This is a genomic window from Frigoribacterium sp. PhB24, assembly GCF_003755185.1.
Taxonomy (GTDB): Bacteria; Actinomycetota; Actinomycetes; order Actinomycetales; family Microbacteriaceae; genus Frigoribacterium.
The window spans coordinates 234,695-254,782 of record NZ_RKIC01000009.1 but is presented as its reverse complement, the minus strand read 5'-3'; the positions used below and the strand labels follow the sequence as shown (position 1 = coordinate 254,782).

Annotated in this window: 22 protein-coding genes; 15 read left to right on the top strand and 7 right to left on the bottom strand. The window is 70.2% G+C overall.

Features of this window, described 5'->3' with window-relative positions; genetic code table 11:
- Positions 1 to 76: 76 nt before the first annotated feature.
- Positions 77 to 988 (bottom strand): proteasome assembly chaperone family protein, encoded by a 912-nt coding sequence (locus EDF50_RS01770; protein WP_123517674.1) that lies wholly within the window; start codon positions 986 to 988, stop codon positions 77 to 79.
- 121 nt (positions 989 to 1,109) lie between these two features.
- Between EDF50_RS01770 and EDF50_RS01765 the strand changes: the two genes are divergently transcribed.
- The 9 genes from EDF50_RS01765 to lnt all read left to right on the top strand — a co-directional run bounded on the left by EDF50_RS01765 (position 1,110) and on the right by lnt (position 11,382).
- The gene (locus EDF50_RS01765; protein ID WP_233570258.1) at positions 1,110 to 1,802 is read left to right on the top strand and encodes an HAD family phosphatase; all 693 of its coding nucleotides are present in this window, start codon (positions 1,110 to 1,112) and stop codon (positions 1,800 to 1,802) included.
- 67 nt (positions 1,803 to 1,869) lie between these two features.
- Positions 1,870 to 2,907 carry a tRNA (adenine-N1)-methyltransferase gene (locus EDF50_RS01760; RefSeq protein ID WP_123517672.1) on the top strand — a complete coding sequence of 346 codons (1,038 nt, stop codon included), beginning with the start codon at positions 1,870 to 1,872 and terminating at the stop codon, positions 2,905 to 2,907.
- A gap of 84 nt (positions 2,908 to 2,991) precedes the next feature.
- Positions 2,992 to 3,921 (top strand): hypothetical protein, encoded by a 930-nt coding sequence (locus EDF50_RS01755; RefSeq protein WP_123517671.1) that lies wholly within the window; start codon positions 2,992 to 2,994, stop codon positions 3,919 to 3,921.
- Between the two features lie 24 nt (positions 3,922 to 3,945).
- Positions 3,946 to 4,965, top strand: coding sequence for a YafY family protein (locus EDF50_RS01750; protein ID WP_123517669.1), 1,020 nt, complete (start codon positions 3,946 to 3,948; stop codon positions 4,963 to 4,965).
- Positions 4,958 to 5,974, top strand: coding sequence for a YafY family protein (locus tag EDF50_RS01745; protein WP_123517668.1), 1,017 nt, complete (start codon positions 4,958 to 4,960; stop codon positions 5,972 to 5,974). Before EDF50_RS01750 ends, EDF50_RS01745 begins: the two co-directional genes overlap by 8 nt.
- Positions 5,975 to 6,054: 80 nt before the next feature.
- Positions 6,055 to 6,345, top strand: coding sequence for a twin-arginine translocase TatA/TatE family subunit (gene tatA, locus EDF50_RS01740; RefSeq protein WP_123517666.1), 291 nt, complete (start codon positions 6,055 to 6,057; stop codon positions 6,343 to 6,345).
- Between the two features lie 78 nt (positions 6,346 to 6,423).
- Entirely contained in the window at positions 6,424 to 7,179 is a 756-nt protein-coding gene (gene tatC / locus EDF50_RS01735; protein WP_123518379.1) for a twin-arginine translocase subunit TatC, read from the top strand.
- A 4-nt stretch (positions 7,180 to 7,183) separates the two neighbouring features.
- Positions 7,184 to 9,679, top strand: a complete 2,496-nt coding sequence (locus tag EDF50_RS01730; protein WP_123517664.1) for an RNA helicase — start codon at positions 7,184 to 7,186, stop codon at positions 9,677 to 9,679.
- 74 nt (positions 9,680 to 9,753) lie between these two features.
- Positions 9,754 to 11,382 (top strand): apolipoprotein N-acyltransferase, encoded by a 1,629-nt coding sequence (gene lnt, locus EDF50_RS01725; protein ID WP_199738542.1) that lies wholly within the window; start codon positions 9,754 to 9,756, stop codon positions 11,380 to 11,382.
- 85 nt (positions 11,383 to 11,467) lie between these two features.
- Here lnt and EDF50_RS01720 read toward each other — a convergent pair whose 3' ends face one another.
- The 4 genes from EDF50_RS01720 to EDF50_RS01705 form a co-directional block, all read right to left on the bottom strand.
- Positions 11,468 to 11,833: an RNA polymerase-binding protein RbpA gene (locus tag EDF50_RS01720; protein WP_123517663.1), complete on the bottom strand. Its 366-nt coding sequence runs from the start codon at positions 11,831 to 11,833 to the stop codon at positions 11,468 to 11,470.
- A gap of 116 nt (positions 11,834 to 11,949) precedes the next feature.
- Complete coding sequence (locus tag EDF50_RS01715; RefSeq protein WP_233570257.1) at positions 11,950 to 12,738, bottom strand: glycerophosphodiester phosphodiesterase family protein; 789 nt, start codon at positions 12,736 to 12,738, stop codon at positions 11,950 to 11,952.
- Complete coding sequence (locus tag EDF50_RS01710) at positions 12,738 to 13,877, bottom strand: SPFH domain-containing protein (protein WP_199738540.1); 1,140 nt, start codon at positions 13,875 to 13,877, stop codon at positions 12,738 to 12,740. Before EDF50_RS01710 ends, EDF50_RS01715 begins: the two co-directional genes overlap by 1 nt.
- A 4-nt stretch (positions 13,878 to 13,881) precedes the next feature.
- A complete protein-coding gene (locus tag EDF50_RS01705; protein WP_123517661.1) occupies positions 13,882 to 14,361 on the bottom strand; it encodes an NfeD family protein in 480 nt (159 codons plus the stop codon).
- A gap of 126 nt (positions 14,362 to 14,487) precedes the next feature.
- On the opposite strand from EDF50_RS01705, the gene EDF50_RS01700 reads away from it, so the two are divergent.
- The 6 genes from EDF50_RS01700 to EDF50_RS01675 all read left to right on the top strand — a co-directional run bounded on the left by EDF50_RS01700 (position 14,488) and on the right by EDF50_RS01675 (position 18,679).
- Entirely contained in the window at positions 14,488 to 15,255 is a 768-nt protein-coding gene (locus EDF50_RS01700; protein ID WP_123517659.1) for an SDR family oxidoreductase, read from the top strand.
- A gap of 11 nt (positions 15,256 to 15,266) precedes the next feature.
- Positions 15,267 to 15,731: an NUDIX hydrolase gene (locus EDF50_RS01695; protein WP_233570256.1), complete on the top strand. Its 465-nt coding sequence runs from the start codon at positions 15,267 to 15,269 to the stop codon at positions 15,729 to 15,731.
- Between the two features lie 149 nt (positions 15,732 to 15,880).
- Entirely contained in the window at positions 15,881 to 16,384 is a 504-nt protein-coding gene (locus tag EDF50_RS01690) for a hypothetical protein (protein ID WP_123517657.1), read from the top strand.
- Positions 16,385 to 16,396: 12 nt separating this feature from the next.
- Positions 16,397 to 16,984: a GTP cyclohydrolase I gene (gene folE / locus EDF50_RS01685; protein WP_123517656.1), complete on the top strand. Its 588-nt coding sequence runs from the start codon at positions 16,397 to 16,399 to the stop codon at positions 16,982 to 16,984.
- Positions 16,977 to 17,918: a dihydropteroate synthase gene (gene folP, locus EDF50_RS01680; protein WP_233570255.1), complete on the top strand. Its 942-nt coding sequence runs from the start codon at positions 16,977 to 16,979 to the stop codon at positions 17,916 to 17,918. The genes folE and folP overlap by 8 nt, the downstream gene beginning before the upstream one ends.
- Positions 17,915 to 18,679 (top strand): pyrimidine reductase family protein, encoded by a 765-nt coding sequence (locus tag EDF50_RS01675; protein WP_199738538.1) that lies wholly within the window; start codon positions 17,915 to 17,917, stop codon positions 18,677 to 18,679. Before folP ends, EDF50_RS01675 begins: the two co-directional genes overlap by 4 nt.
- A 48-nt stretch (positions 18,680 to 18,727) precedes the next feature.
- Here EDF50_RS01675 and dhaM read toward each other — a convergent pair whose 3' ends face one another.
- On the bottom strand, positions 18,728 to 19,414 hold the full coding sequence (gene dhaM / locus EDF50_RS01670; protein WP_123517654.1) for a dihydroxyacetone kinase phosphoryl donor subunit DhaM: 687 nt from the start codon (positions 19,412 to 19,414) through the stop codon (positions 18,728 to 18,730).
- A gap of 2 nt (positions 19,415 to 19,416) precedes the next feature.
- A complete protein-coding gene (gene dhaL / locus EDF50_RS01665) occupies positions 19,417 to 20,067 on the bottom strand; it encodes a dihydroxyacetone kinase subunit DhaL (RefSeq protein WP_123517653.1) in 651 nt (216 codons plus the stop codon).
- Positions 20,068 to 20,088: the final 21 nt, after the last annotated feature.

Here is a 20,088-nt window from a genome sequence, read left to right as displayed (position 1 = left end):
GTCGGGTCGGACCGGGTCGGACCGGGTCGGGTCGGACCGGGTCGGGTCGGACCGGGTCGGGTCGGGCCGTGTCGGGTCAGGGGACCGGGGGATACCGCGGGTCGTCCGGCCGGCCGTCCCCGCCCTTGCCGTCGCGGCGGCGGAGGTACCGCTCGAACTCCTGCGCGATGGCCTCGCCGCTCGCCTCGGGGCTGTCGACCGTGTCGCGAGCCTGCTCGAGCTGTTCGATGTAACCCGCCATGTCCTCGTCGTCGGCCGCGAGGGCGTCGATTCCTGACTCCCAGGCCGTCGACTCGGCGGCGAGTTCGCCACGGGGGATCGTCACGCCCGAGAGCTCGTCGAGCTTCTCGATGAGGGCGAGCGTCGCCTTGGGCGACGGGGCGTTGTGGACGTAATGCGGTACCGAGGCCCAGATGGACAGGGTCGGCACGCCGGCGGCCTCGACGGCGTCGGCGAGCACCGACAAGATGCCCACCGGCCCTTCGTAGGTGCTGCGTTCGAGGGTGTATTCGTCGCGGACGGCTTCGTTCTCGCTGCTCACGAAGACGGAGATGGGACGCGTGTGCGGGACGTCGGCGAGCATCGCCCCGAGGAACACCACGCCCGTGACGTCGTGCACGTCGATCAGGTCGACGATCTCGGCGGCGAAACCCCGCCAGCTGCGAGAGGGTTCGGCACCCAGCAGCACGAGCACCTCGGTGGCAGGTGACGCCAGGTCCCGGGGGAGCCCCGTCGCGGCGTCGGCCGCCGCGTGCAGCTGGATGCGGGGCCACACCAACGACCGCTCGCCGTCGTCGTCGAGCCCCACCTGCGGTCGGTTGAACTGGTAGTCGATGTACCGTTCGCCGTCGAGCTCGGCGACCGGTTCGAGCGAGAGCGTCTCCACCAGGCTGCGCGCCACACCGCTGGCGGCCTCGCCGGCGTCGTTCCAGCCCTCGAAGGCCACCACCAGCAGGCGTCCCGCAGCGAAATCCGACGTGTTCGTCAACCTGAGTCCTCACCGTGCCGGAAGGGCGTCCGGCGCTTGACCTTCCACGATAGACCGTGACCGCGACCAGGAGGCGCGGGCCGGGAAGCCACACGGGTCACGCCCGGTAGACTCCTTCGCCGTGACCGAAACCCTGCCTGCCGCCGTCCTGTGGGACATGGACGGAACCCTCGTCGACACCGAGCCCTATTGGTTCCTCTGCCAGGTCGAACTGGTCGAGTCGTTCGGCGGCACCTGGAGCCGCGAGGACGGCGACGCCATGATCGGCAGCGGTCTGTGGCAGTCCGCCCGGGTCCTGCAGGCCCACGGCGTCGACCTCTCCGAGGACGAGATCATCGACCGCCTGACCACCGCGGTCCTCGAACGCGCCGCGGTCGAGATCCCCTGGCGTCCCGGCGCGAGAGAACTGCTCGCCGAGCTGCGACGCGAGGGCGTCCCGACGGCCCTCGTCACCATGTCGATCCGCCGCATGGCCCAGTTCATGGTCGACGCCATCGAGTTCGAGGCCTTCGACGCGATCGTCGCCGGCGACGACGTCGAGCACGCCAAGCCGCATCCCGAGGCCTACCTCCGCGGCGCCGAACTCCTGGGCGTCGACCCCGCCGACTGCATCGCCATCGAGGACAGCACGCCCGGCCTCGCCTCGGCGATCGCGGCCGGCACCGTCGCGATCGGTGTCGAACACCATGCGCCGCTCGCCGACGACGGCCCCTTCATCCGTCGCGAGACCCTCGTCGGCACCACGGTCGACGACCTGCGCGCGCTGCATCTGGCCGGTCGCGCCGTCCGTGACCGGACGACCTCCGATTCCTGACCCCGGCGCGCTCGGCGCGCCTCCTGCGCCCTTCGGGGTGCGACCCGATCGAAAGCAGCAGCCCCGCATGACCGCGTTCCGCCGCCAGTCCGGCCCCTTCGTCGAGGGCGACAAGGTCCAGCTCACGGGCCCCAAGGGCAAGATGAACACCATCGTGCTGACCCCGGGCGCCGTGTTCCACACGCACCGCGGCATGATCGCGCACGACGACGTCGTCGGCCTTCCCGACGGGTCGGTCGTCGCGAGCACGACGGGTGACGAGTACCTCGCCCTCCGTCCGCTCCTGAGCGACTTCGTGATGTCCATGCCCCGGGGCGCGGCCATCGTCTACCCGAAGGACGCCGCCCAGATCGTGGCCTTCGCCGACATCTTCCCCGGTGCCACCGTGGTCGAAGCGGGCGTGGGCTCGGGCGCCCTGTCGCTCTGGCTGCTCCGCGCCGTCGGCCCCGAAGGGCGTCTGGCGTCCTTCGAGCGCCGTCGGGAGTTCGCCGACGTCGCCGAGGGCAACGTCGCGAGCTTCTTCGGCGCCGAGCCCGAGAACTGGACGGTCACGGTCGGCGATCTGGCCGACGAGCTCCCCTCGGCGATGTCCGACGGAACCGTCGACCGGGTCGTGCTCGACATGCTGGCCCCGTGGGAGAACGTCGACGTCACCGCCGATGCGCTCAAGCCGGGCGGTCTCGTGATCTGCTACGTCGCCACGGCCACCCAGCTCTCCCGCACGGCCGAGGCCCTGCGCGCCTCCGGGGCCTTCACCGAGCCGGACGCGTCGGAGACCCTCGTCCGTGGCTGGCACGTCGAAGGTCTCGCCGTCCGACCCGACCACCGCATGATCGGCCACACGGGCTTCCTGATCACCGCACGACGACTGGCTCCCGGGTCGGTCCTGCCGCAACTGAAGAGGCGTCCCTCGAAGTCCGACTACAGCGACGCCGACGTCGAGGCCTGGACTCCCGGCGCCCTCGGCGAGCGGTCGGCCAGCGACAAGAAGCTGCGCAAGACGGCCCGCCAGGCCCGGACGGCGGCCGACGCCGCCATCGCAGCGACCGAAGCCGTCGACCAGGGCCCGGCCACCGGTCCGTCGACCGGTACCGCCACGGCCTGAGCTCGGCGAGGGTCCTGACCACCCCCGCTAAGCTGTCCCCGCATCCGCGCGACCCGACCGGTCGCCTCCACGAAATGAGTCCCCGTGCGCAAGATCCCCGCCCTCGTCGTGACGGTCGGCCTGCTCGCTTCGATGACCGCCTGCTCGACCACGGCCGGGCCCGGCTCGACCGGCTGCCCACCCACCGGTGATGCCGCCTCGGTCGTCACGGCGACCGGTGACTTCGGTGCGAAACCCGACGTCGACGTGCCGACCCCGATCGTGACGAAGAAGACCGAGGTCTCGACCCTCATCCAGGGCGACGGCCAGCGTCTCGTCGACGGCACCCCGGTCGTCATCAACTACACCCTCTTCGACGGCACGACGGGACAAGAGCTCGAGGACAGCGGCTACGACGGTTCGACGAACGTGCCGTTGACCGTGGGTGGCCAGACCCTGGCCCCGCTCGTCGACGCGCTCGATTGCTCCACCGTCGGATCGCGGGTCGCCGTCGCCGTCAAGGCGAGCGATCTCTCGGCGTCGATCAACGGTGCCGCGTCGACGCCGAACGACGACCCCGACGCCGCCTACGTCGCGGTGGTGGACGTCAAGCGGGCGTTCCTCGCGAAGGCCGACGGCGCCCTGCAGCTCGGGGCGAACGGCCTCCCGGCCGTGGTCACCGCCCCTGACGGCGCACCCGGCATCACGATCCCGGCCGGAGACGCGCCGACCGGCGAAGTGGTGCACCTCGTCCGCAAGGGTCACGGCACGACGTTGACGGCCGACGACACAGCCGTGGTCCAGTTCACGGCCGTCACCTGGAGCCAGCCGTCCACCGTCGCGGGCTCCACCTGGACGAACGGCGGCTCGGCGACGCCCGTCGATCTCGGCGACGCTCAGATCCCGGACGACATCCGCTCGGCCCTGGTCGGTCAGCAGGTCGGTTCGCAGGTCATGGTCGTGCTCCCCGCATCCGCCGACAGCGGCGGTTCGGCTTACGTCTACGTCTTCGACGTGCTCGGGGCCATCCGATGACGCATCCCTGCTGAGCCTGCCGCCGTGCCCACTGCCCGTGCCCCCCGCGTCCCCGTCGAAGAGCGCCTGTTCAGCCTCGTGCTGGCCCTGCTCGCGACCGATTCCGGGTTGAGCAAGACCGAGATCCTGTCGACCGTGCAGGGCTACCGGCAGAAATATTCACGGTCCGGCGACAACGCCGCACTCGAGCGACAGTTCGAGCGCGACAAGGACGACATCCGCGAACTCGGCGTCCCCCTCGAGACGATCGACGACCCGTCGGCGGCCGGCAACAACCAGGCCCTGCGGTACCGCATCCCACGGGGTGCCTACGAACTGCCGGACGACATCGCGTTCTCTTCCGAAGAGACCGCGTTGCTCACGTTGGCCGCGATGGTCTGGCGCGAAGGGTCGTTGTCCCACGAGTCCCGGCGGGCACTCCTCAAGCTGAGGTCGCTCGGGGGGTCCGCCAGCGTCCCCGAACTCGAGTACGCACCTCGGCTCCGCTCTCGCGACGCGGCGTTCGAACCGCTGCGCACGGCCCTCGACCGTGGTGTCGTCGTGCGGTTCGACTACCTCAAACCCGGTGACGAGTCGGCCCGGCGACGCGAGGTCGCCCCGGCCGCCCTGGTCCAGCACCACGGGCGCTGGCTGGTGTCGGCGGTCGAGGTCGGGTCCGGGGCGATCAAGACGTTCCTGCTCTCGAGGGTCGTCGGTCCCGTCCAGCTGACCACCACTCCGTTCACGCGGCCGAGCGCCGCCACGGCCGAGCGCGCGCTGGCCGACCTCGAGCAGGTCTGGCACGACCGCACGGCGACCGTCCGCGTCGAACCGACGTCCGACGCCGAGACCCGACTCGGCAAGCGCCGCGGTACCACCCGTGTCGGCCCCGACGCCCTGACCGTCCACTGGACCGACGAGCACCTCCTCGCCGATGAACTCGCCTCCTTCGGCCCCGAGGTGACCGTCCTCGAGCCCGAGAGTCTGCGGGCACTGGTGCGGGCCCGTCTCGCGACCGTGCTCGACGCGCACACCGACGCACTCGACGGAGACGACCGTGGCTGATTCCCGGGGCGGTGTCCACGCCGCCGACAAACTCGCCTTCTTGCTTTCGCTCGTGCCCTGGCTCATGGACCACGAGCGGGTCAGCGTCGCCGAGGCCGCCGCCCACTTCGGCGTGAGCGTCTCCGAGATCCGCCGGGCGGTCGAACTGATCGCCGTCTCGGGCGTTCCCGGTGAGACGACGCAGTACCAGCACGGTGACCTCTTCGACATCGCGTGGGACGACTTCGAGCAGAACGACGTCATCGTGCTGACCAACCTCGTCGCCATCGACGACTCTCCGCGGTTCTCGGCTCGTGAGGCCGCCGCGCTCATCGCAGGGTTGCAGTACCTCTCGTCGTTGCCCGAGAACGCCGATCGCGCGGCCATCGCGACCCTGATGAGCAAACTGTCCCGTGGGGCCTCCAGCGAGCCGAGCCAGGTGGCGGTGGACCAGTCCGACACGAACGAGGTGCTCGGACTCGTCGGCCGGGCAGTCGAGGCCGGGGTCCAGCTCGAGTTCGATTACCGGGGCACCCGAGGCGTGGCCGAGCGACGCCGAGTCGATCCGCTGCGAGTCGAATCCGTGGACGCCGACTGGTATCTGCGCGCCTGGGACCACCTCCGTGAGGCCCCCCGCACGTTCCGGCTCGACCGGATCGCCGCGCCCGCGCTCACGTCCACGCCGATCGCCCACCGGGCCGACGACGTCACCCTGCCCGAGACGCTCTTCGAGGGATCACCGGACGACCTCGTCGTCGTGCTCGACCTCGACGCCGCAGCGGCACCGCTTCTCACGGACTACGGGCCCGACGAACCCGAGCCCCTCGACGACGGTCGCGTGCGACTCCGGCTCCGTGTCAATCGACTCGGCACGCTCTGCCGGCTCGTCGCCGGGTTGCCGGGGCGCCCCGAGGTCGTCGCACCCGAGTCGGCCCGCTCAGCCGTCGCGGACTGGGCACGCCGGGCGATCGAGCGGTACGACGTCGACGCGACCCCCGCCTCCCAGGAGTCACGCCCCCAGCTGCCCTGAGGATCGCCTGCGCCGTGCCTCGTCACGCGTTGTCCGGACGATAGACTGATCGTCACCCTGCCCGGCAAGGAGACCCCATCATGTTCGGAAACGCGTTCACAGGCTGGCACCTGATCATCATCCTGGCGATCGTCCTGTTGCTCTTCGGTGCGCCGAAGCTCCCCGCCCTCGCGAAGAGCATCGCCCAGTCGATGCGAATCTTCAAGAACGAGGTCAACAGCGACAAGAAAGACCCCGTCGACGACGACTACGACGGTCGTACCGCCCGCCGCGCCGACGACTCCGGCGTCCGGTACACGGACGAATCGTCCGCTCGCCGTGGTGACGACTCGTACCCGTCGCCGACTCGCGACGTCCCGCCGAAGTCCTGACGCGTGGCCACGACGACGACTCGTGGCGACAGCACCCGGGGGAGCGGCACGGGCCGCAGCCGAGGGCGTGACGGCAAGATGTCGCTCGGGCAGCACCTGCTCGAGTTGCGCAAACGGCTTTTCATCTCCGCCCTGGCCCTCATCCTGGCCGCTGTCGCCGGTTGGTTCCTCGCGCCATTCGTGCTCGACGCCCTGCGCTCGCCGGTCGAAGCCATCGCCGCGGCACGGACCGGTGAGACCACCCTCAACTACTCGAACATCACGGGCGCGTTCGACCTCAAACTCCAGATCGCGATCACCGTGGGGGTCGTCATCTCGAGCCCCGTCTGGCTGTACCAGGTCTGGGCCTTCATCGTCCCGGCCCTCGTACGCAGGGAAAAGCTCTACGCCGTCGGCTTCATCGGCACGGCGATACCCCTGTTCCTCGGCGGTTGCCTGGCGGGCTGGTACGTCCTGCCGCACATCGTCGAGGTCATGACGGGCTTCGTCGACACCCAGGACGCCACGATCATCGAGTCGAAGGTCTACTACGACTTCGTCCTCAAGCTCGTCCTCGCGGTCGGAATCGCCTTCGTCATGCCGGTGTTCCTCGTGTTGCTCAACTTCGTCGGCGTCGTCTCGGCGGCCGCCATCGTCAAAGGGTGGCGCGTGGCCATCCTGGTCATCGTGCTCTTCACCGCCATCGCGACGCCGTCGGCCGACATCTTCTCGATGTTCCTCCTGGCGATCCCGATGATCGTGCTCTTCTTCCTCGCAGCCGGCGTGGCCTGGCTGCACGATCGACGGGTCGCGAAGCGAGCTGCCGCCCTCGATGCCGAGTTGGCGGCGGAGTGAACCGATGAGCCCCGACCTCAGCCCGGCGGAGCGCTTCGCGGCGGCGAAGACGCGCGTCAGGACGCCCAAGCTCGAGGCCTTCCGGTCCCGCCTGGGCTTCGCGCTCGACCCTTTCCAGGTCGCGGCCTGCGCCGCCCTCGAAGACGGTGACAGCGTCCTCGTCGCGGCACCGACGGGCGCCGGCAAGACACTGGTGGCCGAGTACGCGATCCACCTCGCGATGCAAGACCCTCGGGCCAAGGTCTTCTACACCGCGCCGATGAAGGCGCTGAGCAACCAGAAATTCCAAGAACTGGTGGCCGAGTACGGCCCGTCGGAGGTCGGTCTCCTGACCGGTGACACGAACGTGAACTCCCGCGCGCGCATCGTCGTGATGACGACCGAGGTCCTCCGCAACATGATCTACGCGGGGTCGGAGATGCTGGCCGACCTGCGCTACGTCGTCCTCGACGAGGTCCACTTCCTCGCGGACCGCTTCCGTGGTGCCGTCTGGGAAGAGGTGATCATCCACCTGCCCCTCGACGTCCGCCTCATCTCGCTCAGTGCCACGGTGTCGAACGCCGAAGAATTCGGTGACTGGCTGCAGACCGTTCGTGGCAGCACCGAGGTCATCGTCTCCGAGGACCGTCCCGTGCCCCTCGACCAGCACGTCCTGGTCGGGGGCAAGTTCCTCGACCTGTTCGACTCCTCGGGGCAGGCGGCGACCAACCGGGTGAATCCCGAACTCCTACGCGCCACCTCGCTCGGGCGGCGTGGCGGGCGCAGTGGCGGTCGACGGGACTCGCACCCCGCCGGGCGGACCGGACCTCGCGGTCACGTCGTCCCACCCTCGCAGGGCGGCCCCGGGCGTCTCGACCGCTGGAAGATCGTCGAGATGCTCGACGACCAGAATCTCCTCCCCGCAATCTTCTTCGTCTTCAGCCGTGTCGGCTGCGACCAGGCCGTGTCCCAGGTGTTGCGGTCCGGCATCCGCTTGACGACCGCCGACCAGCGACGCGAGATCCGCGAGATCGTCGAGGCACGCTGCCGCACGCTGCGCGACGAAGACCTGGCGGTGCTCGGTTACTGGCGCTGGCTCGACGGGCTCGAGCGAGGCGTCGCGGCCCACCACGCGGGTCTGCTACCGGCCTTCAAAGAGGTCGTCGAAGAACTGTTCCAGAAGAAGCTCGTCAAGGTCGTGTTCGCGACCGAGACCCTCGCTCTCGGCATCAACATGCCGGCCCGTACGGTCGTGCTCGAGAAGCTCGAGAAGTTCAACGGCGAGGCCCGCGTGCCCATCACCCCGGGTGAGTACACGCAGTTGACCGGTCGTGCCGGTCGCCGCGGCATCGACGTCGAGGGGCACTCCCTCATCCAATGGCAGCAGGGACTCGACCCCCAGGCGGTGGCCTCGCTGGCCTCACGACGTACGTACCCCATGAACAGCAGTTTCCGGCCGACCTACAACATGGCCGTCAACCTCATCGAGCAGTTCGGCCGGTCCCGTACCCGCGAGGTGCTCGAGACCTCGTTCGCCCAGTTCCAGGCCGACCGTTCGGTCGTCGACCTCGCTCGCAAGGTCCGATCGCAGCAGCAGTCGCTCGACGGTTACGCCGCCTCGATGGCCTGCCATCTCGGTGACTTCGGCGAGTACACGATGCTGCGTCGCGAGGTGGGCGATCTCGAGAAGCAAGGCGCGGCTCGGGCCGACACGCAATCGCGGGCCGAGCGCGACAAGCGGCAGCGCCGCATCGGCGAGCTCCGTCGCCAGGTCCGCCAGCATCCGTGCCACGCCTGCCCCGAACGCGAGCAGCATGCCCGGTGGTCAGAGCGCTGGTTCAAGCTCAAGAAGCAGACCGACCAACTGTCGGCGCAGATCCGCAGTCGCACCGGCGCCGTCGCGAAGGTCTTCGACCGCGTCACCGACGTCCTGCTCGACCGCGGCTACCTGGTCCCCACAGGGGCCGGCGCAGGAGGCGCGGGTCGCGTCCCCCGGGACGCCGAGGTCGCGGTCGCCCCGACCGGCCGCACGTTGCGTCGCATCTACGGCGATCGCGACCTCCTCGTGGCCGAGAGTCTCCGGCTCGGCCTCTGGAACATGCTCGACGTCCCGTCGATGGCCGCTATGGCCGCGACTCTCGTCTATGAGCCCCGTCGGGACGAGGGTCAGCTCTCCGAACGGTTCCTGCCCAGGGGCGAATTCCGTGCAGCCCTCGACGCCACACAGCTGCTCTGGGCCGAGCTCGACGATCTCGAGCACGAACACCGCCTGCCCGGCAGCCAACCACCGGCGCCGGGTCTCGCGTTGGCCATGCACCGCTGGGCCCGGGGTGCCGCCCTCGACTCCGTACTCGACGACGCCGACCTCGCTGCCGGCGACTTCGTCCGATGGACGAAACAGACCATCGATCTGCTCGACCAGCTGTCCGTCGTGGGCGACCTGCCGGTCGGCCCGACGGCCCGGCAGGCGCTCGACGCCGTCCGACGGGGCATCGTGGCCTACACCGCGCTCGGTCCCTGATCCCTCATCCGACCGGCGACGACAGCCGGTCGGCGACGGCCGGCCTCCCAGACGCGGCCACCTAGAATCACGGGGTGTCTTTCCGAGCGACCGACGTCCGACTGCCCCTCTGGCTGGCCCTGATCGTCGCGCTCGGTGCCGGCGCCGTCCTCGACGGTGGCTTCCCCGACGGCGACGTCTGGCCGCTGACGTTCGTCGGCATCGCATTCGTGCTGTTGGCTCTCAGGGGTCGCTCGATCGGGGGATCCTTCCTGGTCGGCCTCGTGGCGGGCCTCTCCTTCTACCTGATCCACATCTCGTGGGCGACGCTCTTCCTCGGTGTCGTGCCCTGGGCCGCCTTGTCGACGCTCGAGGCACTGTTCTTCGCGGCCGGAGCCGTGCTCATCACCCTCGCGTACCGCTGGGTACCCCGTATCTGGCCGGGTGCACTGGGCCGCACGGTCCTGCTGCCGGTCGTCGTCGGCGGACTCTGGACGCTCCGCGAGTTCGTGGCCGGCACGTGGCCCTACGGTGGTTTCGCCTGGGGGCGGGTGGCCCTCAGCCAGTCCGAGAGCCCGTTCGCCGGTCTCGTCGCCTGGCTCGGCATCTCGGGGCTGTCCTTCCTCATGGTGGCGATCGTCGCGGCGCTCGTCCAGCTCGCCCTCCAGACGACCGTCCGAGGCTCGACCCGCGTGCTCGCGGGCGCCACCGTCGTGGTCGCCGCCCTCGCGGTTCCCGCCTGGCCGACGTACTCGTCCGGCACGGCCACCATCGCAGCGGTCCAGGGTGACGGCGACGCGGGCTACTTCGCCGACCGGGAATACGGCGACCTCACCAACGCGCAGGTGCTCGCGATGAGCGACCTCCAGGCCCGACTCGCGCAGTTGCCCGAGGACCAGCGCGACCTCGACATGATCGTCTGGCCCGAGGGGGGCAGCGACCGCGACCCCACCCGGGACGCCACCGGCCGGTACGTCTTCGACGCGATCAGCCGTGGTTACGACGCGCCGCTCGTGTCGGGCGTCATCACCGAGAGCGACGACGGCTCGACCGTGTACAACTCGTCCCTGCTCTGGTCCGACGGGGGCGTGCAGGACCAGTACGACAAGAAGCACCCCGTCCCGTTCGGCGAATACGTCCCTGACCGCGACTTCTGGCGACCGTTCGCGCCCGATCTGATCGACCTCATCGGGCGCGACTACACGCCGGGCACACGGGACGAGGTCTTCGACCTGGGTGGCTTCCGCGCAGGCATCTCGATCTGCTTCGACATCGTCGACGATCAGCTCATCACCAACATGATGGACGAGGGCGCTCAGGTGATCATCGGCCAGACGAACAACGCGGACTTCGGCACCCGACCCGGCCAGACCGACGAGAACGAGCAGCAGCTCGCGATCGCCCGCCTGCGCGCCATCGAGACGGCCCGCCCGCTCGTCAACGTCTCGACCGTCGCCTCCACGCGCGCCATCGACGCCTCGGGTAGGACGACCGCCAGCATCCCGGACTACGAGCCCGGCACCATGGTGGCCGTCGTCGACCTCGGAACGGGGACGACGCCCGCCGTCGTCGCCAGTCGCGCGATCGAGTTGCTCGTGTCGTTCTTCGGTCTCGCGATGCTGCTGTTGTCTCGTCTCTTCATAGGCACCCGCGGGTCGGCTCGTCGCCGCCGGCTCGACGAGGCACCCGATCCGATCCTGCCGCGGTGGCGTGTGATCGACTGACGCCTTCCGGCCGCGTGGAACGAGAGAAGGCCCGACCACCTCGAGGTGGTCGGGCCTTCGACGTCGACGTGGTGCCGGACGGCCGTCAGGCGTCGATCTTGTGCTGACCCTTGCGGGCCCTCAAGAAATCGAGTCGTTCTTGCAGGAGCTCTTCGAGCTCGTCACGGCTGCGACGTTCGAGCAGCATGTCCCAGTGGCTGCGGGGGACCTTCACGTCACCGGCGTCGATCTCGACCGGTTTGCCGTCGGCCGAGAGCAGACGACCTTCTTGACCACTCCTGGGAGACTGCCAGATGTCGGGGATCTCGGCGTCCGCGGCGAACACCATGTCGAACGTCTGACCGTCGGTCGTCTGGTAGACGGCCTTCTTGCGGGGCGAGAACTCCACGCCCTCTTCGCTCTGCAGGCTTTGGCTGCCGAGCCTCATTCCGCGCAAACTGCGATCTGCCATTGTGTGGTCTCCTCTCGCGTTGCAATCACCCGTTGTAACCCGTTCTGGACCTCAGCCGTTCCGAGTCGTGCGATTTCACAGTCCCTTCACAGTGCCTGGGCAGCGTGACGCCGCGCTCACTCGGTGCGTCGGCGCACCTCGTCGAGGGCCAGGTCGGCACGGTCCGTGACGATGCCGTGGACACCCAAGGCAAGCAGTCGCGCCATGTCGACCGGGTCGTTGACGGTCCAGACGTGGGTCTCGACCCCCAGGGACGCCAACTCGGCGACACGTGCCGACGTCACGATGCGGACCGGACCCTTGCGCTCGGGCACCTGGACGGCTCCGCAGCCGACCAGGGCACGCCGGAGCAGCGACCGCCTCAGCCGCGGGACGGGGACGAGGCCCGCGGCCACCGCCGCGGTGATGCCCCGGGACGAGGCGGACGTGGCGACTCCCGGCAGCGCCCGGACCGCCCGCAGGCGCCTCCGGTGGTCGAACGAGGTCACCAGGACGCGATCCGTCGCCCGGACGCGGGCGACGGCACGGACGGCCGGCGCCACGGCCTCGTCGGACTTGAGATCGATGTTGAACCGGGTCTCGGGGAAGGCGTCGAGCGCCTCGTCGAGCGTGGGGATCTCGTGTTCACCGTCGAGACGGATCGCCTTGACGTCCGACAGGTCGAGGTCGAGGAGGCGCTCGTCACGTCCCGTGAGTCGCGTCAGGTCGGGATCGTGGCTGATGACCGCGATGCCGTCCCGCGTGGCGTGCACGTCGGTCTCGACGTACGTCGCCCCGGCCGACACGGCGAGTGCGAACGCCAGCATGGTGTTCTCGGGAGCGTCGACGGCCAGGCCGCGGTGCGCCAGCACCCGGGGGCCGGCCGGCGCGAACCAGCCGGCCGAGACCGGGGGAGCGGCCGGCACTACGAGGTCGCCGGGGGAGCGGTGGGCCCGGTGCTCGGGGTACCCGTCTCGGGGGCGGGACCACCGGAGGCGGCCGTACCCGCGCCTCCGGATGCACCGTCAGGAGCGGTGGTTCCCGGCGTGGTGACCGTCGGGAAGCCCAGGTCGGGCTCGGCCTCGAGGTCGACGGTCGACGCGAGGTCGGGGGTGACGTCCATCTCGGACACCTTCGGCGCCTCGGTCGGGGTCCAGCCGGGGGCGTTCGGGTCGCGAGGGGCGAAGAAGCCCTGGCCGATCCCCTTCAGGGCCTCGGTCAGCTCGCTGGGGATGATCCACAGGGTGTTGGCCGAACCGTCGGCGATCTTCGGCAGGGTCTGGAGGTACTGGTACGCCAGCAGTTTCGGGTCGGGGTCTCCGGCGTGAATCGCGTTGAAGACCGTCGCGATGGCCTCGGCCTCGCCCTGGGCCCGCAGCACCTGGGCCTTGGCGTCGCCCTCGGCCTTGAGGATGGACGACTGTCGAGAGCCCTCCGCCTCGAGGATCTGGGACTGCTTGGTGCCCTCGGCGGTGAGGATGGCCGCGCGACGGCTGCGCTCGGCACGCATCTGCTGCTCCATGGAGTCCTGGATCGACAGGGGCGGATCGATGGCCTTCAGCTCGACGCGACCGACCCGGATGCCCCACTTGCCGGTCGCCTCGTCGAGCACGATGCGCAGCTGGCCGTTGATGTTGTCTCGGCTGGTGAGGGCCTGCTCGAGGTTGAGCCCGCCGACGACGTTGCGCAGCGTGGTGGTCGTGAGCTGTTCGACGGCCCCGAGGTAGTTGGCGATCTCGTAGGTCGCCGCCCGGGCGTCGGTCACCTGGAAGTACACGACCGTGTCGATGGACACCACCAGGTTGTCCTCGGTGATGACGGGCTGCGGCGGGAACGAGACGACCTGCTCGCGCATGTCGATCAGGGGTCGCACCCGGTCGATGAACGGCACGAGCAGGTTCAGCCCGGGGGAGAGGGTCTTGTGGTACCGCCCCAGGCGCTCGACGACGCCGGCACTCGCCTGCGGGATGATGCGGACCGAGCGGAAGAGGATGACGAGGACGAGCACGACGACGATCGCGACGACCACGATGGTGACGACGGTGCCGGCACTGATGGTGTCCATGGTTTCAGGACCTCTCTGCGGAGGCGACGAAGGCCGTCGACCCCTCGATGGCTGTCACGACGACCGGGGACCCGGTGTCGAGTGCGACGTCGGCGCCTGCCGACGCCGCGGGGGACGAGAGCACCCTGGCCGTCCAGGTCTCGCCGTTCGACAGCTTGACCTGGCCCGGACCGGAGCCGATGGGAACCACGACCGTGCCCCGCAGACCGAGCAGGGCCTCGACGTTGCTGGGGGTCGGATCGCCCCCTCGTCGCAGGGCCCGGAGCATCGGTGGTCGGACGGTGAAGAGCAACAACACGGCCAGGACGGCCGCGACGATCGCCTGCAGCCACCACGGTGCACCGAAGAGGCCGACCAGGAGTCCGCCGACGCTGCCGATGGCGAGCATGAGGAAGGTGAACTCGAGCGTCGTCACCTCGATGATGACGAACACCAGGATGAGCGCGATCCACGCGACCCATGCGTAATCGTTCAGGACGTCCATGCCGACCTTCTCTCGTTCCCCTGTTATGGAAACTACCACCCGCCTCCTGCGGTGACGAGGGGGATTGGTAGGGTCGAGTCCGGCCCCCGGGCCGATCGACCCCCCCCGCACAGTCTGGAGCACGCCTTGTCCAACCCCCTCGCCGCAGAGTCCCTCGCCGGAGCCCGAGTCCTGGTCACCGGGTCGTCCCGGGGGATCGGCGCCGACACCGTGCGCTACTTCGCCGAGGCCGGGGCCAAGGTCGTGGTGAACTACCGCAACAAAGAGAAGCGCGCGCTGCAGCTCGTCGCGAAGATCGAGGAGGCGGGTGGTGAGGCCATCGCCATCGGCGCCGACCTGACCGACGAGACCAGCCTGGCGACCATGTTCGACACCGTGCGCGACGCCTGGGGCGGGCTCGACGTCCTCGTCATGAACGCTTCGGGCGGCATGGAGACGGGCATGGCAGAGGACTACGCGCTGAAGCTCAATCGCGATGCGCAGGTGGCGCTGCTCACGGCGGCCCTGCCGCTGCTCGCCCCGGGCTCGCGGGTCGTCTTCGTCACGAGCCACCAGGCTCACTTCATCCGCACGACCGAGACGATGCCCGAGTACCTGCCCGTCGCCCTGAGCAAGCGCGCCGGCGAGGACGCCCTGCGCGAGATGCTGCCGCAACTCGAGACGGCGGGCGTCGAATTCGTCGTGGTCTCGGGGGACATGATCGAGGGCACCATCACGGCGACCCTGCTCGAGCGGTCGAACCCGGGCGCCATCTCGTCGCGCAAAGAGAGCGCCGGAAAGCTCTACAACGTCGCCGAGTTCGCCGCCGAGGTCGCGTCGGCCGCCGTCGACCCCGTACCGGCCGACCACACCCGGCTCGTGGGCGACGTCAGCGACTTCGCCCCGATCGTCTGAGGCCAGTCCTCGTGTCCGAGCGGATCGTCCGACCGACCTCGCGCCTCCTCGTCCTCGACGACCACGACCGCGTGCTGCTGATGAGGACGGTGGCACCCGATTCGAGCCGGTCCGCGCGCTGGATCACCCCCGGCGGCGGAGTCGACCCGGGCGAGACCCACGTCGAGGCCGCCGTCCGGGAGCTGCGCGAGGAGACCGGCCAGGTGGTCACCGAGGTCGGTGAGGTCGTGCGGGTGGACGACTTCGAGGTGTCGTGGGACGACGCCGACCACACGCACGGCCACGCGGAGTTCTTCGTCGTCCGCCTGCCGCACTTCGAGGTCGTCGACGACGAATGGACAGACGAGGAGCGCACCGACATCCTCGAGTCGCGCTGGTTCGGCCTGGACGAGCTGACGGCCACGGACGAGCCGGTCGAACCGGAGGACCTCGCCGAGTTCGTCCGCAGGGTCTTGTCCGCGGGTTCGACGGCCTGACACCGGAACGTGTTCACACCGAACCGGGCCCTATATCTGACCACCGCGCAAGTGACCGATAATGCACATTATGTCAAGTAAAGTGATCCGGGGCCTTCCAGACGCTCCCCGGTGACGCAGGCCGTGCATCCTCGGAGTTGCCTGGTCGCATGACGAACGACACCACACCCCACACACCCCCCGACGATGCGCATCGCCGACCCGACGGACTCGACGACGACACGGTCGCAGCACTGGGCGAACTCTCGGCGGCGCTCGAGGTCGTCGAGCAGGCCCGGGGGTTCCTCTATGGTTTCCATCGATTGACCGGCAAGGCCGACCTGGCGCTCGGCGAGGCCGTCGACTCGCTGCGTGGGGCCGGCCACGCCGAACTCGCCGACCTGCTCGAGCGTGACCTCATCGGTCGCAACGTCATCGAGGGCCGCTGGACGTACCAGCTCGTCGAAGACTACGACGAGGGGTACTACGCAGCCTTCCGCGGCCATGAGCATAACATACGTCATTCTCTCGCGGACGGCAAGAAGCACCTCTTCGAGGCCGAGATGAAGGAGGCGCGGCGCACGCACGGACGGCGGCACCACGAGGCGCTCCCCCACGAGTCGGCCGGCGAGGGCGTCGTCGGCAGGGACGACCCGGCTGCTCCCCTCGCCTGAGAGGATGGTGCGATGACTCCCCCGCCGATCGACCGGCCCCGCATCGAGGCCGCCGTGCTCGAACTGCTCGCCGCGATCGGTGAGGACGTCGCACGGCCCGGACTCGAGTCCACTCCCCGACGCGTCGCCGACGCCTACGCCGAGTTCTTCTCGGGACTGACCGTCGACGCGGCCGATCTCGTCCGGCAGGCTACCGTCGCGGCGGAACGACACCAGCTCGGCGAGGTCGTCATCGTCCGCGACATCTCGTTCCGGTCGGTGTGCGAGCACCACCTCCTGCCCTTCGTCGGGGTCGCACACGTGGCCTACGTGCCCGGCGAGACGATCGTCGGGTTGGGCGCACTCCCCCGGGTGGTCGACGTCCTGGCCTCCCGCCCGCAGTTGCAGGAGCGACTGGGCGAGGAGATCGCCGACGCCGTCCAGGCGGGTGCCCAAACCGATGGCGTCCTGGTGGTCCTCGACGCCGCGCACGGTTGCGTCACGACACGGGGTCCCCGTCAGACCGGCAGCACGACGGTGACGCTCGCGAGCCGAGGCGCCCTGTCCGAGGCCTCGGCTCGGGCGGAGGCCGTGGCCCTGATCGGCGCTCCCCGTGTCTGAGCGGGCGGCCGATCCCCGCCGGCCCGACGCACCAGGGCTCGTCCTGCCGCCGTTGCTCGTACCCCGGCGGCGGATCGGGTCGCGGACCTTCGACTTCTCCCGCCAGGTGGCCGTGATGGCGATCGTCAACCGCACGCCCGACTCGTTCTTCGACCGAGGCGCGACCTTCGCGCTCGACCTCGCGGTGCAGGCCGCCGTCGACGCGGCCGACGCGGGCGCCGACTGGGTCGACATCGGCGGCGTCCCCTTCGCCCCGGGGCCCGAGCTGTCCGCCGCCGACGAGCTCGACCGGGTCCTGCCGGTGGTGCAAGCCCTGGCGAGCCGGTCCGACGTCGTCATCTCGGTCGACACGTTCCGCCCGGAGGTGGCCGAGCGCGTGGTCGCCGCCGGGGCCCACGTCGTCAACGACACCACGGGGCTCCACGACCCGGGCCTCGCGGACGTGGTCGCCGACAGCGGTGCCACGCTGGTCGTGACGCACAGCCTCGCGCTGCCCCGGCGGGAACATCCCCGTCCGCGGTACGACGACGTCGTGACCGAGGTCGTGGAGTTCCTCGCCCGCCGGGTCGACGTCGCTCGCGCCCACGGGGTGCCCGACGCACGGCTCGTGATCGACCCGGGTCACGACCTGAACAAGACGACCCGGCACTCGCTCGAACTCACGAGACGACTGTCCGAGGTGGCGGCCCTGGGCCACCCGACGCTCGCCGCGGTGTCCAACAAGGACTTCATCGGCGAATCGCTCGGTCGCGAGAAGCCCGATCGCCTGGCCGGCTCGCTCGCCGCGGCCACGATCAGCGTGCTGCAGGGGGCACGCATCGTCCGGATGCACGACGTCCGGGCCAGCGTCGACGCCGTCCGCATGGTCGAAGCCGTCCTGGGCTGGCGCGGCCCCGTCTTCGAACGACACAACCTGACCGAAGGGCCCTCGTGACCGACACGAAGATCACGCGGCTGCACCCTGCTCCCCCGGTGGCTGGCATGCCCCTGACGGTCGACGACCTCGTCGAGCTGCACCGCCCCCGCGATCGGCAGGCGCCCCGCGTGCGGGCGAACTTCGTGGCGAGCGTGGACGGTTCGGCCACGGCCGCAGGTCGGACGCGCGACCTGGGTGGCCCGGCCGACCTCCTCGTCTTCGATCTGCTGCGTCGGCTCTGCGATGTCGTCGTGGTGGGGGCGGGCACCGTCCGCGACGAGGGCTACGGCCCGATGCGACTGGCCGACGACGCGGTCGCCTGGCGGCGCGAGGCCGGCCTGCCCGATCATCCCGGCTTCGCGATCGTCTCGAGCGGCCTCGACCTCGACCCGACGAGCGCCGTGTTCACCGAGGCCCCGGTCAGGCCGTTGGTGCTCACCCACGACTCGGCACCGCGGGCGACTCGTGCCCGCCTCGACGAGGTCGCCGACGTCGTGTCGTGCGGAAGCGATCGAGTCGACCCGCACCTCCTCGTCCGCGCCCTCGTCGAACGGGGATCGCCGCAGATCCACACCGAAGGCGGACCGACCCTGCTCGGCGACCTGGTCGCGGCGGACGTCGTCGACGAACTGTGCCTGACCGTCTCACCGAACCTGGAGGGCGGAGCCGGCCCCCGCATCGTCGCGGCACGAGAGGCCATGGCGCTCCGCGGCCTCGCCCTCGACCACGTGCTGCTGTCGGACGACATGCTGCTCACGAAGTGGTCGCGTCGGCGCTGAGCCCGGGTGCCGACCTCCGGTGTCAGGAGGCGCGGCGTGGACGAGCGGTCAGCTCGCCTCCTCGCCGAAGCCGCTCTCGATCAACGCGATGAGGTCGTCCACGGCGGCCGAGGCGTCCGGGCCGGTCGCCATGACGGCCACCGTGGAGCCCACGCCCACGTTCAATCCCATGATGCGCAGCAGGCTCTTCGCGTCGACTCCGTTGACCGTGACGTCGGCTTGGAACCGCGACGCGTGCGTCACGAGGTCGGCGGCCGGGCGGGCGTGCAGCCCCGATGCATTGACGAGCACGGCTGACCGCTCGACGGCGATGCCACCGCGGAGGTCGCGCTCGTCGGCGTGCGCGTCGGCGACGCCGGTGGCCGTGCGGGCTGCCGCCGCGACGGCCTCGAGGTCTCCCCCGGTCTCGGCGGCGACGGCCGCGGCGACCGTGCCCTCGACGAGCGGGGCGTCGGCGATGACCACGCGCTCCTTCTCGGCGTCGTCGAGGAAGTCGACGACGGTCTCGCTGGTCAGGATGGCCGAGCCGAGGTCGCAGAGCACGACGGCGCCGCCGGCCCTACCAGCCTCGGCGAGGGCGGCGGAGATCTTGTCGAAGCTGGTGCCGATGGACCCGTCGTCGGCCCCTCCGGCGGCCACGAGGGTGGTCGTGGGGGCCATCTGGCGTGCCAGATCGACCACGCCCTCGGCGATCTTGGCGCTGTGCGAGACGACGACGATTCCGATGGTGGGCATGTTCAGGACTCCTTGTTCGTGCCGTCGGCGGCGTCGGCCGCGGCGGCGATGATGAGAGACGACGACTGGGCGCCGGGGTCGCGGTGACCGACGGCACGCTCGCCGAGGTAGCTGGCTCGGCCCTTGCGGGCGACCAGGGGTTCGGTCGCCGCGGCTCCCGCGGACGCGGCGTCGGCTGCCGCGCGGAGGACCGCCTCGGGCGAGGCTCCGTCCGCGGCGGCGGCGGCGGCCGCGTCGACGGCCGGGGTCCACGCGTCGATCATGGTCTTGTCCCCGACCTCGGCCTTGCCCCTGAGTACGACGCCGTCGCGGGCCGCCGTCAGGAAGGCGACCAGCGCCTCCGCGTCCAGTTCGGTGGCATCGCCCAGGGCGGCCGATCCCTTGAGGTAGGCCGTGCCGAGCAGGGGGCCCGAGGCTCCGCCGACCGTCGAGATGAGGGTCGTGGCGACGAGTTTGAGGGCGGCTCCGGGCGTGGCGTCGGCCGGCAGGTCGGCGAGCCGGGCCCGGACGGCGGTGAAGCCCCGCGAGAGGTTCTCACCGTGGTCGCCGTCGCCGATCTGCCGGTCGAGCTCGCTGAGCGCCGTGTGCTCGGCGGCGACGACGTCGGCCGTCCTGTCGATCCAAGCCCTGGTCCAGGTGGCGTCGAGTGTCATGCGGTGGTCGTTCCTCTCGTG

Coding starts and splice junctions, on each gene's coding strand:
- EDF50_RS01760 (WP_123517672.1), top strand. CDS start 1,870: ATGACCGCGTTCCGCCGCCAGTCCGGCCCCTTCGTCGAGGGCGACAAG.
- tatA (WP_123517666.1), top strand. CDS start 6,055: ATGTTCGGAAACGCGTTCACAGGCTGGCACCTGATCATCATCCTGGCG.
- tatC (WP_123518379.1), top strand. CDS start 6,424: ATGTCGCTCGGGCAGCACCTGCTCGAGTTGCGCAAACGGCTTTTCATC.
- EDF50_RS01730 (WP_123517664.1), top strand. CDS start 7,184: ATGAGCCCCGACCTCAGCCCGGCGGAGCGCTTCGCGGCGGCGAAGACG.
- EDF50_RS01720 (WP_123517663.1), bottom strand. CDS start 11,833: ATGGCAGATCGCAGTTTGCGCGGAATGAGGCTCGGCAGCCAAAGCCTG.
- EDF50_RS01710 (WP_199738540.1), bottom strand. CDS start 13,877: ATGGACACCATCAGTGCCGGCACCGTCGTCACCATCGTGGTCGTCGCG.
- EDF50_RS01705 (WP_123517661.1), bottom strand. CDS start 14,361: ATGGACGTCCTGAACGATTACGCATGGGTCGCGTGGATCGCGCTCATC.
- EDF50_RS01690 (WP_123517657.1), top strand. CDS start 15,881: ATGACGAACGACACCACACCCCACACACCCCCCGACGATGCGCATCGC.
- folE (WP_123517656.1), top strand. CDS start 16,397: ATGACTCCCCCGCCGATCGACCGGCCCCGCATCGAGGCCGCCGTGCTC.
- dhaM (WP_123517654.1), bottom strand. CDS start 19,414: ATGCCCACCATCGGAATCGTCGTCGTCTCGCACAGCGCCAAGATCGCC.
- dhaL (WP_123517653.1), bottom strand. CDS start 20,067: ATGACACTCGACGCCACCTGGACCAGGGCTTGGATCGACAGGACGGCC.